Source organism: Peribacillus sp. NPDC096448 (genome assembly GCF_044762675.1).
Classification (GTDB): domain Bacteria; phylum Bacillota; class Bacilli; order Bacillales; family DSM-1321; genus Peribacillus; species Peribacillus frigoritolerans_B.
The window spans coordinates 158,294-174,069 of the sequence record NZ_JBIWEU010000001.1 but is presented as its reverse complement, the minus strand read 5'-3'; the positions used below and the strand labels follow the sequence as shown (position 1 = coordinate 174,069).

Below are 15,776 nucleotides of genomic sequence, written 5' to 3'. Positions count from 1 at the left end.
ATGAAAAAGGGTATTCCAGATGCGGAATACCCTTTTCTTTTACATATATTTCTTAAGGACGCCCCATGCTTGTTCCTTACCTTCGCCTGTTTCACCAGAGAATAGAAGCAATTCATCTTCTTTTTCCATATTTAACGTTTGGCGCGTGATTTTCAAGTGTTTCTGCCATTTGCCTTTTGGAATTTTATCCGCTTTGGTGGCAATGACAATCCGGGGCAAGTCATAATGCTTCAGGAATTCATACATTGCGATATCATCCTTTGTCGGCGGATGACGCAAATCGACGATCAGAAGCGCAGCGCGGAGCTGGTCACGGGAAGTGAAGTACGTTTCGATCATCTTCCCCCAAGCATCACGCTCCGTCTTGGAAACTTTTGCATAACCATAACCCGGTACATCCACAAAATGGAGTGCTTCATTTATGATATAAAAATTCAAGGTCTGCGTCTTACCCGGTTTAGAGGATGTTCGCGCCAAGTTTTTTCGATTGATCATTTTGTTGATGAAACTGGATTTCCCAACGTTGGAACGGCCTGCCAAAGCAAATTCCGGTATTGGAGTATTGGGATATTGTTCAGGCTTCACGGCACTGATGACAATATCTGAACTCGTTACTTTCATTCGTTCACACCTACCAATGCATGCTCAAGGACTTCATCGACGTGTGAAACTGGAACAAAAGTTAATGCTTTACGGACACTTTCCGGGATATCATCAATATCCTTTTCGTTATTTTGCGGGATGATGATTTTCGTAAGTCCTGCGCGATGGGCCGCTAAAGATTTTTCTTTAAGCCCGCCGATCGGAAGAACCCGTCCGCGTAATGTAATTTCGCCTGTCATGCCTACCTCTTTTCTGATCGGCCTATTTGTAAGGGCCGATATTAACGCTGTTGCAATCGTGATCCCTGCAGAAGGGCCATCTTTTGGGACCGCGCCTTCGGGGACATGAATATGAATATCATATTTTTCATGGAAGTTCGCATCAATCTGAAGCTTCTCGGTTTTTGAACGGACAAAACTGAAAGCGGCCTGGGCTGACTCTTTCATTACATCGCCAAGCTTTCCTGTCAGGATCAGCTTGCCTTTACCTGGTGATAAGGAAACCTCGATTTGCAGTGTATCGCCACCTACCGACGTGTATGCTAAACCATTAGCTACACCGACTTGGTTCTCGACTTCCGCTTGTCCATAATGGAACATGGTTTTCCCTAAAAACTCCTCGACATTCTTTTCAGAAATGACGACCCGCTTTTTATCTCCGGACACGATGATTTTTGCAGTCTTCCGACAGATGCCTGCAAGCTGTCGATCCAGACTCCGAACACCCGCTTCCCGAGTATAGTAACGGATGATTTTTGTAAGAGCTTCCTCACGGATTTGCAGTTGTGTCTTCAATAAGCCATGGTTTTCAAGCTGTCTAGGCAGCAAGTGATCCTTGGCTATATGAAGTTTCTCTATCTCAGTATAACCTGCAATCGAAATGATTTCCATACGATCTCGAAGCGGGCCGGGAATCGACCCCAAATTATTCGCCGTTGCGACGAACATGACTTTAGAAAGATTGTAGGTTTCTTCAATATAATGATCACTGAAATTATGATTTTGCTCTGGATCGAGCACCTCCAGCATCGCTGCAGATGGATCTCCCCTAAAGTCATTGGACATTTTATCCACTTCGTCCAGTAAAAAGACCGGATTGATCGTTCCAGCTTTTTTCATGCCTTGAATGATCCGTCCCGGCATCGCCCCTACATATGTGCGGCGATGTCCGCGGATTTCTGATTCATCGCGCACCCCACCTAAAGAAATACGGACGAAATTCCTATTCAGGGATGAAGCGATCGATTTAGCCAAGCTGGTTTTCCCGACCCCTGGCGGTCCCACCAAGCAAAGGATCGGTCCCTTCAATGATTTGGTCAATTGCTGTACGGCCAAATACTCAAGCACCCGCTCCTTCACCTTTTCCAAACCATGGTGATCTCGGTTCAGGATTTTTTCGGCTTTATGAATATTCAAGTCATCTTTGGTCGCTTTGGTCCAAGGAAGAGAGATCAACCATTCGATATAATTGCGGATGACAGAACTCTCGGCTGAGCTCGAAGGAACTTTTTCATAACGGTCCAGTTCCTTTAATGCCGTTTCTTTGATATGCTCAGGCATATCCGCTTCTTCTATCTTTTCGTTTAGGACCTCAATTTCCCCTGTTTTTCCTTCTTTATCGCCCAATTCCTTTTGGATCGCTTTCATTTGTTCTCGTAAATAATATTCCTTTTGAGTCCGTTCCATCGATCGCTTAACACGCTGGCCGATCTTTTTCTCGAGAAAAAGAACTTCTTTCTCGTTATTGATGATCTCGATTACACGGCTTAGACGCTCTTTCATATCAATGGTCTCAAGCACTTCTTGCTTCTCCTTCAATTTCAAAGGCAAATGAGAAGCGATTATATCCGCTAATCGCCCAGGCTCTTCAATATCCGAAGTGGACGAAAACGTTTCACCGGTTATTTTCTTGGACATTTTTATGTATTGTTCAAAATAATCCAGTAGAGTGCGCATTAATGCTTGATGTTCAGCATCCTTTTCATCACTGTCTTCATATATTTTAATCTTGGCACCATAATGTGTCTCATAATCGTAAAATTCAATGACTTCTGCGCGGTTCAACCCTTCCACCAACACCCGGATTGTACCATTCGGAAGCTTCAACATCTGTTTTACCTTTGTTAAAGTTCCCATTGTAAATAAATCTTCTTCACCTGGTTCGTCCAACGAAACATCTTGTTGTGTCGTCAAAAATATAAGATGGTCTTCCACCATTGCTTTCTCAAGGGCTTGTACCGATTTATCTCGGCCTACATCTAAATGAAGTACCATCGTTGGATATACAAGCAGTCCTCTAAGCGGCAGGAGGGGGACGATGATTTCTTTATCAGTCATTTCCTGACACCTCCATCTAATTAGTATCGTCGTTGTAAACTATTTACCCATGTTCTCAACCTTTTAACAATTCTATCCTATTTATATAGAAGTGTCTATTCGTTTACCTTAACACGTTTCGACTGCTATTATTATCTCCAATATTAGATAAAAAAGCACGTTGAATGCGTGTTTATTTTTACGTCAGGATTGTCGGGAACGCCAATATGGTCCTTAAAATGCCCCGGTTCAGTTTTTAGCCGGGGCATTTCCTTTATACACTTTCTTTTTTTGATAGGTCCAAGGTTGTGAGGATTTGTTCCGACATCAATTCTTTCTTCAGTGCCTGATCCAGCACTTCTTTCACATTCGAAACAGGAATGATTTCTATATCCTTGATTTCAGATAGAAGCGGCTGCATGTTTTCGGCTGGGATGATTACTTTCTTAGCCCCGGCAAGTTTTGCCGCTTTGATTTTCGGAATGACACCGCCGATCGGTTTAACGCCGCCATGAATGCTTATTTCCCCAGTCATCGCCACGGTATGGTCAACAGGGATTTTATATATGGCCGAGTATATGCCTGTAGCCATTGCAATTCCTGCAGAAGGGCCATCCACTGGACTTCCGCCCGGAAAGTTCACATGGATATCGAATTGATCGGCAGGCACTCCCATCGATCGTAAAACCGTAATGACATTTTCAATCGAGCCTTTCGCCATGCTCTTACGGCGAATCGATTTGCCACTCCCGCCGCCAATACTTTCCTCCTCAACGATACCGGTAATGTTTATCGAACCTTTTTCATCAGAGGCGGCCATGACCGTAACCTCGATTTCCAGCAATGCCCCGCTGTTTGGTCCATAGACTGCAAGGCCGTTAACAAGGCCTATTTTTGAATTCGATTCTATTTTCCTGTCCATTCTTTGGGTCAGCTGGCTGCTATGGGCCATCCAATCTATATCTTCTTCCCTGATAAAAGTCCTGTTTTCATTAATTGATATTCCTGCAAGGGTCTGAATCATGTTGACCGCTTCCCTGCCATTTCGGGCATAATCCGAGATCGATTGCAAGCCTTTTTCACTGATGGTGATCCCCACTTTATCTGAGGCATTCTTAGCCACGGTGATTATTTCTTCCCGGTCAAGTTCACGGAAAAACACTTCTATGCATCTTGAACGTATCGCAGGCGCGATTTCATTTGGCGTTCTTGTAGTGGCTCCAATCAACCTAAAGTCTGCCGGCAGTCCATTTTTAAAAATATCATGGATGTGAGTGGGAATATTTTGATTTTCCTCTTGATAATAAGCACTTTCCAGAAAGACCTTACGATCCTCCAATACCTTTAACAGTTTATTCATCTGTATGGGATGAAGCTCCCCTATTTCATCTATGAACAGCACGCCTCCATGAGCATTGCTGACTGCACCCTGCTTTGGCTGCGGAATGCCGGCCTGTCCCATTGCCCCGGCACCTTGGTAAATTGGATCGTGCACAGAACCAATGAGCGGATCGGCAATCCCTCGTTCATCGAACCTGGCTGTGGTGGCGTCCAATTCGACGAAAACGGCTGAATTCTTAAAAGGGGACTTGCCATTTTTCTTCGCCTCTTCCAAAACAAGTCTGGCAGCCGCGGTTTTCCCTACCCCAGGAGGACCGTAAATTATCACATGCTGGGGATTCGGCCCACATAAAGCAGCTTTTAAAGATTTAATCCCATCTTCTTGACCGATGATTTCATTAAATGTGCTTGGTCTAACTTTTTCTGCCAATGGCTCTGTTAACGAAATCGATCTCATCTTCCGTAACTGGTCCATCTCCTTACGTGAATCACGGTCAATGGAAACTTTTTGTGTCCGCTGGCCTTTCAATAAGTTCAAAAAATACAATCCAATAATAATCCCAAAAAACAGCTGGATAAACAACGCCAATCCTGTCCAATTCATCGTATTCCCTCCTGCACTCTCCTAGTTTGTCATTTCTGTTAGTATCTCCTTTGGAAGGGCGAAATTATCCAAGAAATTCGTGTTGAAAAATTGGCGTTTTTATCCTGAGTAACAACAATTTGAGAAAAAAGACAAAGAAAAAGACTGCCAGATGAACTGGCAGTCTTTCTTTTCCTTATAAATCAAGCAGATGTTTTCTTTTCCTGTCCTTTGACGGTTGTACCGTCTTTAAGGACGAGCTTTGGAGATTCATTTTTCGAAATCGTGCTGCCTGTGATTACACATTTTGCAACATCATCACGTGAAGGCAGATCGAACATCACTTCAAGAATGATGCCTTCGATGATGGATCGCAGACCACGTGCACCAGTTTTGCGTTCAATTGCCTTTTTAGCAATTTCACTTAGCGCTTCCTGTTCGAATTCCAATTCAACATCGTCAAGCTCAAGTAGTTTTTGATATTGTTTAACAAGGGCATTTTTCGGTTGTGTAAGAATTTCAATCAAAGCAGCTTCATCCAATTGCTCAAGAGTCGCAATTACCGGAAGACGTCCGATGAATTCCGGAATTAATCCGAAACGAAGCAAGTCTTCAGGAAGGACTTTGGAAAGCAATTCTTTTTCTGCAACATCATCCTTTTTCACGTCAGAGCCAAAGCCAATGACTTTTTGACCAAGACGGCGTTTGATAATCGGTTCGATGCCATCAAAGGCACCGCCGCAGATGAACAAAATATTGGTCGTATCGATTTGGATGAATTCCTGATGTGGATGTTTACGTCCACCTTGAGGCGGAACGCTCGCAACCGTTCCTTCAAGAATTTTCAATAAAGCTTGTTGCACACCTTCACCAGACACGTCACGTGTAATAGAAGGATTTTCCGATTTACGGGCAACTTTATCGATTTCATCAATGTAAATGATGCCTTTTTCCGCTTTTTCCACATCGTAATCAGCTGCTTGGATTAATTTTAGAAGGATGTTTTCAACATCTTCCCCAACATATCCAGCTTCCGTCAATGAAGTGGCATCAGCAATGGCAAAAGGAACATTCAGTAATCGTGCCAATGTTTGCGCAAGAAGGGTTTTCCCGCTTCCCGTCGGTCCGATTAGGGCGATGTTACTTTTAGAAAGTTCAACATCGTCGACTTTGCTATTGGAATTGATACGTTTATAATGGTTATAAACAGCGACAGCCAAAGATTTCTTCGCCTGTTCTTGTCCAATCACATATTCGTCAAGAATTTCACGGATTTCCATAGGTTTAGGAACATCTCTGAATTCTACTTCTTCATCAGTTCCAAGCTCTTCTTCGACGATCTCCGTACAAAGTTCTATACACTCGTCACAAATATAGACACCTGGACCAGCAACCAGTTTACGGACTTGTTCTTGTGTTTTACCGCAAAAAGAACATTTTAACTGTCCTTTTTCATCATTAAATTTAAACATGTACGTTCACCCCTTTAAATACTCTTCCAACTCTATTACATAGCGGTACCTAATCGTAAAGAAAAAACTAGGCACACATCTGCTTAAACATTCCAAAATCCCTAGTATGTTTTGCATTTTATCATGTTCTTGGAAGTTTAGTAACAAAAATGCTCACGGTCCGAGTTGTTAAATAAGTACAATAATCAATCAATATGTATTTGCCCTTTACCAGCATGCCCAAAACTTTGGATTTTTAAAAGCAGGATTTGCTGTATAAATATGTATATGCGGTATTAGAACTAATCTACACCGAAATCCCAAAAAAATCAATCAGGAAATAACCGATATTTAAAAATTACACGAATTCTCAATATGTATAAAACAAGGCACGATTACTCGCGCCTTGTTTTTTTAAAGGAAATATTTTAATCTACTTATTTATAAAAATTATTTTGCGTCAACTGTTTTGCTGTTTTCTACCAAGAAGTCAATCGCTTTCTTAATTTTAAGATCGCCTTTGATTCCTTCTAAGTTTCCAAGAGCTTGTTTGATCGCGTCAACTTCCATATTGTACATAGTAGCCATTTGTGCAAGTTCAGATTCTACATCTTCGTCAGTCGCTTCAAGTTTTTCAACTTCTGCGATTGCTTCAAGAGTTAGGCTCGTACGAACTTGTCCTTCAGCTTCTTCTTTCATTTGCGCTTTTAAAGCTTCTTCGTCTTGACCTGAGAATTGGTAGTAAAGTTCCAAATTAAGGCCTTGAGATTGAATGCGTTGAGAGAACTCATTCATCATGCGGTCAACTTCGTTTGAAATCATTGCTTCAGGAACGTCTATTTCTGCACCTTCAACAGCTTTACCAATTACAGTGTTTTGAATGAAGTTTTCTTCTTCATGTTTTTTGTCATGCTCTAATTTATGTTTTGTTTTTTCTTTAAGTTCAGCCAAAGTTTCCACTTCGTCGTCGACATCTTTCGCGAACTCATCATCCAACTCAGGAAGTTGTTTTGTTTTGATTTCGTGAATTTTCACTTTGAATACTGCTGGTTTACCTGCAAGTTCAGCAGCGTGGTATTCTTCAGGGAATGTAACTTCGATATCTTTTTCAGCGCCAGTTTCAAGACCGACAAGTTGCTCTTCGAATCCTGGAATGAAAGAGTTTGAACCGATTTCCAATGAATGGTTTTCTGAAGCTCCGCCTTCGAATGCTTCACCATCAACGAATCCTTCAAAGTCAAGAACGACCGTATCGCCTTCAGCAACTTGTCCTTCTTCTTTAACGACAAGCTCAGCTTGACGCTCCTGCAAAGTTTTCAATTCGTTTTCAACATCTTCGTCAGTTACTTCAGTATTGAATTTTTCAACTTCAACACCTTTGTAATCTCCCAATTTAACTTCAGGCTTAACTGTTACAGTTGCAGTGAAGATCAGGTTTTCGCCTTTTTCCATTTTCTCGATGTCGATTTCTGGACGATCTACAGGCTGAATTCCAGCTTCTTCGACAGCATTTGCGTAAGCATCTGGAAGAATGATATCAAGCGCATCTTGGTAAAGTGATTCTACGCCGAATTTCTTTTCGAACATTTGACGTGGCATTTTACCTTTACGGAAGCCAGGTACATTTACTTGTTTCACTACTTTTTTGAAAGCTGCGTCTAAACCTTCGTTTACTTTTGCAGCGTCAACTTCAATTGTTAGTACGCCTTGATTACCTTCTTGTTTTTCCCATTTTACAGACATGTGTTTCCCTCCAAAAATCTATATACTTCAATAATAAGCATTGGATGATTATGCTTTGCAAGTGTTAACAAGTCATCCTTCAAATATACCCCCAAAATATTGGGGAAATCGTCAAAATTAGACGATTATACATTACAACCACTACATTATACCACAGGATTAATCTGTTACAACAGCAATAGCTTAAATAATAGGATAAGAAATTTCTTCAATTTCTTTTATATAGGTAAGAATATCCGCAACGCTTTCCTCATCAGCACGGTAAAGGCCCGCTAAGTCCCTCACGAAAACTTCCCCGGTCATGTATTCTTCCGCCAAGGCATGGTAGGCAGCTGCCCATGCAGGCAAGCTTTCAGATCCTGGTTCAAAAGGAAACAATAAAAAAGAATGACGTTCAATCAAACTATGGACCATTTCAAATAAGCTCGGATTATCCTGACTGATTTCCTCTTCGGTCAGTCCGGTTACCTTCTTATAGAAGTCCGTCTCCTTCAAACTTTTCAATTCCTTTGGGGTGACCGACTTCGATTGATTGAATTTCCTCACCGTCAATTCCTGGTTATACTCCTGGTCGATAAGGATGTTAAGGAGCATCGTTTTAAAGAAAGGATGTCCCTCATCTTTTTGTAGAAATTCTTCGATTTGAGGGATAAATGGTCGAATATTGATATTCGTGAGTTTTGAAATGACCATGAGCATCTCACTATCCGTTTTCCCTTCAAAAAGTTCATCCTCCTGCATTTCCTCTGAAAGCTGTTGATTTCGCCTTTCCTTCTCCTCTTTTTTATCCTCAAGGGCCCTTTTGCTGAACTGAAGCATCTTTTCGAAATGTTCCTCTTTATCAAAGGGAATTTGGCTTTCTTCAAATAGCAGTTCGATCGTCGTGACCATTTCCTGATGCTCGCCTAATTGCAGCAGTACCATCAAATAAATATTGATCAGTTGAAAATAGTCGCCGATGCCTTTATTCAGCATCTCTATACACAACTCTTTTGACTCCTGGTAATACTCAAGTTCAACTAGTGAGACCACTAGCCCCATGCAAACTTCATCATTTTCGGGCTCATACTCCCTGGCTTGGCTGAAGAGCTGTGCAGCCGCTTTAAAGTTCCTGTTACCAAGCTCATCCAGTCCTTTTACAATCAGCCTTTCACCGAGATTTGGAAAGGCGATAATCTTTGTTTCTCCGGCCTTCTTTTGGTTGTTTTCATCATCCATCCTATTTTCCGCCTCACCGTTCGCTTTTTGAGAAACAGTTTAGCATGTAATAGCTGGAAACACAAAAATTTATATGGCGGATGCACGCCTTTCCTTCTTTTTCCGTTAAAAAAATCCCGCTTCCTTTCAAATAAGAAAGGAGAACGGGAAATGACTTTTTTCTATTAAATACTCGATACAGGTTTTTTTTGAGATTCATAGGCTGAAATCTCTTTATCATATTGAAGCGTTATCGAAATTTCATCCCAGCCTTTGATGAGCATTTCCTTCCAATATGGATGAATTTCAAAGCTCGTTTCAAACCCTTGACCATCTTTCAATGTCTGATTGGGAAGGTCGATCGTCAACTCATAATCAGGTGCCGACACTCTCTCCATTAAATAGTTTACTTCAGTCTGGGTCAAAGCGATGGGGACCATGCCATTTTTCATGCAATTACTTTTAAAGATATCAGCATAAGACGGAGCGATGATGATATCGAATCCGTAGTCTTTCAATGACCAAGGGGCATGCTCACGGGATGAACCGCAGCCAAAATTTTCACCTGCTATTAATATGGACGTGTTTTGATTATGGGGCTGATTCAATTCAAAATCAGGACGTTCCTTTCCATTTTCATCAAAACGCCAGTTATAGAATAAAAATTCGCCAAATCCGCTTCGCTCAATCCTTTTTAAAAATTGCTTTGGAATGATTTGGTCCGTATCCACGTTTTTACGGTCAAGTGCCGCCGCTCTTCCTTTATATATAGTAATGGGTTCCATACTCTGCACCTCCGGTTAATTCGTATTCTTATTGGACTTGTTCAGTTCTTTTCAAATTCCTGATATCGACAAATTTCCCATGAATGGCGGCCGCGGCAGCCATAGCTGGACTAACCAGGTGTGTTCTTGCTCCAGCTCCTTGCCTGCCTTCAAAGTTCCGATTGCTTGTGGAGGCACAATGCTCGCCGGCCGGAACCACGTCAGGGTTCATGCTCAGGCACATGCTGCAGCCCGATTCGCGCCATTCAAAGCCCGCAGATTTGAAAATCTCATCCAACCCTTCATCTTCCGCTTGCCTTTTGACGCTTTGTGAACCGGGTACGACCATCGCCCGAACCCCTTTTTGAACAGTCTGGCCTTCGATCATTTCTGCGGCTTGCCGTAAGTCCTCAATGCGTGAATTGGTACACGATCCTATGAATACATGTTGTACGGGAATTTCCGTGATCGGCATGCCTTCCTCAAGACCCATATACTCAATGGCTCGATTCAGTTCCTTAGGATCCATGATTTCCTCTGCGAAGGTAGGTACTTTTCCGTCCACGCCACTAGCCATTCCAGGATTCGTCCCCCAGCTGACCATTGGTGAAATCAGGCTGCCATCGAGAATGATTTCTTGGTCATATACAGCATCCTCATCGCTGGAAAGTGACTTCCAGTCCTGAACACATCGCTCGAACTCTTCTCCTTTCGGCAAATATTTACGACCTTTCAAGTAAGAGAACGTTGTTTCATCAGGAGCTACCAGACCGGCTCTTGCCCCGCCTTCGATCGACATATTGCAAACCGTCATTCTTTCTTCCATTGACATATCCCGGAAAACTTCCCCGCAATACTCAATGATATGTCCAGTTCCGAAATCGACGCCGAATTTAGAAATCACATATAATATGACATCTTTCGCCATCACGCCATGACCAAGCTTGCCATTAACCTCAAGCTTTAATGTTTTGGGTTTTGTTTGCCATAGGGTTTGTGTGGCCAAAACATGCTCGACCTCACTCGTACCGATTCCAAATGCTATCGAGCCAAACGCACCATGTGTAGATGTATGACTGTCTCCGCAGACAATCGTCATCCCTGGCTGTGTAAGCCCTAATTCCGGCCCGATAACGTGAACGATACCTTGATCCGGGCTGTCTAAATCAGCAAGGCGGATACCGAACTCCTTACAGTTTTGCTCAAGCGCTTCTAGTTGTTTCCTTGCAATATCATCCTCGATGAAATAGCGATTAACCGTTGGCACATTATGATCCATTGTCGCGAAAGTACGATCGGGTCTCCTGACTTTGCGTCCTTTTAATCTCAATCCTTCAAATGCTTGCGGAGAGGTCACTTCATGAATATATTGAAGGTCTATATAAATTAAATCCGGTTTATTCTCTTCTTCATTTACAATATGGCGATCCCATATTTTCTCTATTATCGACTTTCCCATCACTATCCCACCTCGATCAATCTTGTATTTTTTTAAAAAACACGGCCTAATGTTAGGCCGTGAAAGAAGTTTATGCGTAAGCTCCCATGATGTTGGAAATGGCTTCCTGGTCTAAAAGATTTGCTTTTATTTCTGCAATCATCTCTGAGGTAGACGTAATGGTTGGTTGGCCATTTGCGATATCGCCTGTTCTCAAGCCATATTCAAGGACCGTTTCCACCGCCTGTTCAACTGCTTTCGCCTCATCTTCCAAACCAAAGGATAGACGCAGCATGGAAGCCGCTGATAAAATCGTCCCAATCGGATTTGCCAGGTTTTTGCCCGCAATATCCGGGGCAGAGCCATGAATCGGTTCATATAGATTAGGCCCATTTGTTGATATGGAGGCGGAAGGAAGCATTCCAAGCGAGCCAGTCAATACCGAAGCTTCATCGCTTAAAATATCACCGAACATATTCTCCGTCACGATAATATCAAATTGTTTCGGGTTTTTGATCAATTGCATGGCTGCATTATCAACAAGCATATGTTCAAGGATTACATCCGGATAGTCCTTGGCAATTTCTTCAGCCGTCTCACGCCACATCCTGCTGGATTCAAGAACATTCGCTTTATCCACGGATGTTACTTTTTTCTTGCGATCCGATGCTAATGAAAAAGCAAGTTCGATGATGCGCTTCATTTCGCTTTTCTGATAGAAAAGTGTATCGACGACCGCCTCTTTCCCTTCTTTTTCAACGCGCTCACTTGGCTTTCCGAAATAAAGGCCGCCAGTTAGTTCCCTGACAATCACGAAATCCACATCTTCAATGAATTCCTTTTTAAGAGGAGAAGATTCCGACAAGCTGGAATAATAGCTGATTGGACGGATGTTAGCATAAAGATTCAAATCTTTTCGGATTTTCAACAAACCTCGTTCCGGTCTTAGGTGCGCAGGCTGGTCATCCCACTTAGGTCCTCCAACGGCCCCTAATAATACCGCATCGCTGTTTTTACAAATCTCCACTGTTTCACCCGGCAGGGGTGAACCTGTGCTGTCGATGGCACCTCCGCCAATCTCACCATATTGAAATTCAAAATCGTGTCCATATCTTTGGGCAACGGCTTCGAGGATTTCTACAGCGCCTCTTGTTACTTCTTTCCCGATGCCATCTCCTTGAAGCACCGCAATATTCCTTTTCATCGAAATCTCCCCTTCCTATTGTAATACTGCTTTTTCTTCCAGTTCCTTCATGATGATCACACGGTTCACAGCGTTCAAATACGCTTTGGCGGATGCTTCCAAGACGTCCTGATCAAGACCCCTGCCGCTTGTTTCCACACCGTTATAATCAATTTTCACAAAAACCTGAGCGAGGGCATCCATTCCGCCACCCACCGATTGGATACGATAGTCCAGCAAGTTGATCTCGCTGCCCAAACATCTTTCAAGCGTGTTATATAGGGCTTCTACACTTCCTGCACCAGTAGCCGCTTCCTGGATCTCTTCATTATCGCCTTTTTTCAGTGTGACCGTCGCAGTCGCCGTCTGATGGGTACCATGGGAAATCTGTAAGGAAATCATGTCATAGAAACTGATATCCGTCGCTTTCTCTTCAAGCACCAGCGCAACGATATCTTCATCCGTCATGGTCTTTTTATTATCGGCCAATTCCTTGAATTGGACGAATAATGAGTTCATTTCCTCATCCGTTACCGTAAAATTCAACTCTTGTAATCTTTCTTTGAAAGCATGGCGTCCTGAATGCTTTCCTAAAACGAGTGAATTGGACGAAACCCCGACGAGTTCAGGTGATATGATTTCATATGTCGTTTTTTCTTTTAACACGCCATCCTGGTGAATGCCGGATTCATGTGCGTATGCATTGGCACCAATAATGGCTTTATTAGCAGGAACTTGCATTCCCGTAAGGCGGCTGACCAAATCACTGGTCCTTTTAATTTCATTCAATACGAGACCCGTTTCCGCTTGATAGAAATCTTTGCGGATGTAGAGTGCCATGGCCACTTCTTCAAGTGCCACGTTTCCGGCACGTTCACCAATTCCGTTGATTGTGCCTTCGACTTGCGTAGCCCCGCCTTCGATGGCAGCCAATGAATTGGCCGTCGCCATTCCAAGATCGTCATGGCAGTGTGCGGATAAACTAACTTTATCAATAGAAGGAACATGCTCACGAAGGTATCTGAAAATGTTTCCGTACTCGATTGGAGCTGCATACCCTACAGTATCCGGGATGTTAATGACCTTGGCACCAGCTTGAATGACCGCTTCAACGATTTCAGCCAAATAGTCAAGTTCTGTACGGCTTGCATCTTCTGCAGACCATTGTACGATCGGAAAACGCGTTGCTCCGTACTTAACCATTTCAACCGACCTTTCAATCACTTGCTGCTTCGACATTTTCAACTTATATTCACGATGAATGGGCGAAGTGGCAATGAACGTATGCAATCTTGGTTCTGCACCGCCCCTTAATGAATCCCAAGCTGCATCGATATCCCCTTTTACAGCACGCGCCAGCCCTGTGACAGAGCTGTTTTTGATTTTGCGCGCGATTTCCTGTACGGAGTTGAAATCCCCTTTGGATGCTGCCGGAAAACCGGCTTCGATTATATCAACACCCAATCTTTCAAGCTGATAAGCAATTTCAAGTTTTTCGGTAAAATTCAAATTTACACCGGCGGATTGCTCCCCATCTCGAAGTGTAGTTTCGAATATATTAATTTTTCGCAACGGCTACCACTTCTTTCTCTTTTTGTTGAGGTTTTACGAATGGCATCATTTTTCTTAATTCACGGCCAACCACTTCGATTTGATGTTGGTTTTCACGATTATTGATAGCATTGAAGACCGGACGATTCGCTTGATTTTCCAAGATCCATCCTTTAGCGAACTCACCGTTTTGGATGTCTTTCAAGATCGCTTTCATTGCCTCTTTCGTAGTTTCCGTCACGACGCGTGGTCCAGAAACGAAATCTCCCCATTGAGCTGTGTCAGAAATGGAATAGCGCATGTTTTCCATACCGCCTTCATACATAAGGTCGATGATTAATTTAAGTTCATGCAAACACTCGAAATATGCTACTTCCGGTTGATATCCAGCTTCTGTCAAGGTTTCGAATCCAGCTTTCACAAGGGCAGTCAATCCGCCGCAAAGTACAGCTTGCTCTCCAAATAGATCCGTTTCCGTTTCTTCCTGGAAAGTAGTTTCCAAACCGCCAGCTCTTAAAGAACCGATTCCCCGAGCGTACGCAAGTGCCAATTCTCTTGCTTCACCCGTAACATTTTGGTAGATGGCGAACAATGCCGGCACCCCTGCACCTTGTTCATATGTACGGCGTACAAGATGTCCCGGACCTTTTGGAGCGACTAATAATACATCCACGTCTGCCGGCGGAACGATTTGATTGAAATGGACGTTGAATCCGTGTGCGAACATTAACGCTTGACCTGCACGCAATACCGGTTTGATTTCTTCTTGGTATACTTTCGGCTGAGTTTCATCCGGTAATAGGTTCATGATCACGTCTGCCTGTTCAGCTGCTTCTTTCACTGTGTAAACATTAAAGCCGTCTTCCACCGCTTTATCGAAGGATTTACCTTTCCTGATTCCGATGATTACATCTACACCGCTGTCACGTAGGTTTTGTGCGTGTGCGTGTCCTTGTGAACCATATCCGATTACCGCTACCTTTTTATTGTTGAAGAAATTCTCGTTTGCTTCTGCGTTATAATATACTTTTGCCATAATAATTACATCTCCCTTTTCATCATTGTTTTTTGTTTTGGTTTTTGTTTTGGTTTTTTTATACGATTGTCGCACTCTTAGCGTGTGCAATTTGCATTCCACGCGGGATGGCGGCAGTCCCTGTCCTTGCCAATTCCTTGATGCCATATGGCTTGATCAGTTCAATGAAGGCTTCGATTTTATCCGATTCCCCCGTGATTTGAACTGTCAGGCTATCTTTGCTGACATCAATAACTGAAGCTCGGAAGGGTTCGATGACTGAATAAATCTCGGCTCGGGTTTGTGTAGTCACCATTATTTTAATGAGTGCAAGTTCCCTTGCCACAATCGATTGATTCGTAATATCATATACTTTCAAAACATCGATCTGCTTATTCAATTGCTTGGTGATCTGTTCAATGACAGCTTCGTCATCAACATCGACCACGAAGGTCATCCTTGAAATGCCATCCTGTTCGGAAGGTCCGACAGTCATGCCTTCAATGTTATAATTTCTTTTCGTGAACAGGTTCGTAATCCGATTCAGGACGCCTGGCCGGTTGTTCACGGTGAGGCTAAGAATTCCCTTCAT

At 42.9% G+C, this 15,776-nt stretch carries 12 protein-coding genes; all 12 read right to left on the bottom strand.

Annotated features, from left to right (window positions below; all coding sequences use genetic code 11):
• Positions 1-39: 39 nt before the first annotated feature.
• Positions 40-621, bottom strand: a complete 582-nt coding sequence (gene yihA, locus ACIQ0C_RS00850; protein WP_034308918.1) for a ribosome biogenesis GTP-binding protein YihA/YsxC — start codon at positions 619-621, stop codon at positions 40-42.
• Positions 618-2,939: an endopeptidase La gene (lon, locus tag ACIQ0C_RS00845; RefSeq protein ID WP_403056031.1), complete on the bottom strand. Its 2,322-nt coding sequence runs from the start codon at positions 2,937-2,939 to the stop codon at positions 618-620. Before lon ends, yihA begins: the two co-directional genes overlap by 4 nt.
• Before the next feature lie 253 nt (positions 2,940-3,192).
• The gene (lonB, locus tag ACIQ0C_RS00840) at positions 3,193-4,863 is read right to left on the bottom strand and encodes an ATP-dependent protease LonB (RefSeq protein ID WP_283897708.1); all 1,671 of its coding nucleotides are present in this window, start codon (positions 4,861-4,863) and stop codon (positions 3,193-3,195) included.
• A 182-nt stretch (positions 4,864-5,045) separates the two neighbouring features.
• Positions 5,046-6,314 (bottom strand): ATP-dependent protease ATP-binding subunit ClpX, encoded by a 1,269-nt coding sequence (gene clpX, locus ACIQ0C_RS00835; protein WP_402835233.1) that lies wholly within the window; start codon positions 6,312-6,314, stop codon positions 5,046-5,048.
• A gap of 429 nt (positions 6,315-6,743) precedes the next feature.
• A complete protein-coding gene (gene tig, locus ACIQ0C_RS00830; protein ID WP_403056027.1) occupies positions 6,744-8,036 on the bottom strand; it encodes a trigger factor in 1,293 nt (430 codons plus the stop codon).
• A 183-nt stretch (positions 8,037-8,219) separates the two neighbouring features.
• The gene (locus ACIQ0C_RS00825; protein WP_403056024.1) at positions 8,220-9,254 is read right to left on the bottom strand and encodes a tetratricopeptide repeat protein; all 1,035 of its coding nucleotides are present in this window, start codon (positions 9,252-9,254) and stop codon (positions 8,220-8,222) included.
• Between the two features lie 164 nt (positions 9,255-9,418).
• On the bottom strand, positions 9,419-10,018 hold the full coding sequence (leuD, locus tag ACIQ0C_RS00820; protein ID WP_403056021.1) for a 3-isopropylmalate dehydratase small subunit: 600 nt from the start codon (positions 10,016-10,018) through the stop codon (positions 9,419-9,421).
• A gap of 28 nt (positions 10,019-10,046) precedes the next feature.
• The gene (gene leuC / locus ACIQ0C_RS00815; RefSeq protein ID WP_402835235.1) at positions 10,047-11,456 is read right to left on the bottom strand and encodes a 3-isopropylmalate dehydratase large subunit; all 1,410 of its coding nucleotides are present in this window, start codon (positions 11,454-11,456) and stop codon (positions 10,047-10,049) included.
• 70 nt (positions 11,457-11,526) lie between these two features.
• Entirely contained in the window at positions 11,527-12,639 is a 1,113-nt protein-coding gene (leuB, locus tag ACIQ0C_RS00810) for a 3-isopropylmalate dehydrogenase (protein ID WP_403056018.1), read from the bottom strand.
• A 15-nt stretch (positions 12,640-12,654) separates the two neighbouring features.
• Entirely contained in the window at positions 12,655-14,190 is a 1,536-nt protein-coding gene (locus ACIQ0C_RS00805; RefSeq protein ID WP_403056015.1) for a 2-isopropylmalate synthase, read from the bottom strand.
• On the bottom strand, positions 14,177-15,205 hold the full coding sequence (gene ilvC, locus ACIQ0C_RS00800) for a ketol-acid reductoisomerase (protein WP_403056012.1): 1,029 nt from the start codon (positions 15,203-15,205) through the stop codon (positions 14,177-14,179). Before ilvC ends, ACIQ0C_RS00805 begins: the two co-directional genes overlap by 14 nt.
• 58 nt (positions 15,206-15,263) lie before the next feature.
• Positions 15,264-15,776: an acetolactate synthase small subunit gene (gene ilvN, locus ACIQ0C_RS00795; protein WP_402835238.1), complete on the bottom strand. Its 513-nt coding sequence runs from the start codon at positions 15,774-15,776 to the stop codon at positions 15,264-15,266.

Coding starts and splice junctions, on each gene's coding strand:
- lon (WP_403056031.1), bottom strand. CDS start 2,939: ATGACTGATAAAGAAATCATCGTCCCCCTCCTGCCGCTTAGAGGACTG.
- clpX (WP_402835233.1), bottom strand. CDS start 6,314: ATGTTTAAATTTAATGATGAAAAAGGACAGTTAAAATGTTCTTTTTGC.
- leuB (WP_403056018.1), bottom strand. CDS start 12,639: ATGAAAAGGAATATTGCGGTGCTTCAAGGAGATGGCATCGGGAAAGAA.
- leuC (WP_402835235.1), bottom strand. CDS start 11,456: ATGGGAAAGTCGATAATAGAGAAAATATGGGATCGCCATATTGTAAAT.
- leuD (WP_403056021.1), bottom strand. CDS start 10,018: ATGGAACCCATTACTATATATAAAGGAAGAGCGGCGGCACTTGACCGT.
- ilvC (WP_403056012.1), bottom strand. CDS start 15,205: ATGGCAAAAGTATATTATAACGCAGAAGCAAACGAGAATTTCTTCAAC.
- ilvN (WP_402835238.1), bottom strand. CDS start 15,776: ATGAAGGGAATTCTTAGCCTCACCGTGAACAACCGGCCAGGCGTCCTG.
- ACIQ0C_RS00825 (WP_403056024.1), bottom strand. CDS start 9,254: ATGGATGATGAAAACAACCAAAAGAAGGCCGGAGAAACAAAGATTATC.
- lonB (WP_283897708.1), bottom strand. CDS start 4,863: ATGAATTGGACAGGATTGGCGTTGTTTATCCAGCTGTTTTTTGGGATT.
- tig (WP_403056027.1), bottom strand. CDS start 8,036: ATGTCTGTAAAATGGGAAAAACAAGAAGGTAATCAAGGCGTACTAACA.
- yihA (WP_034308918.1), bottom strand. CDS start 621: ATGAAAGTAACGAGTTCAGATATTGTCATCAGTGCCGTGAAGCCTGAA.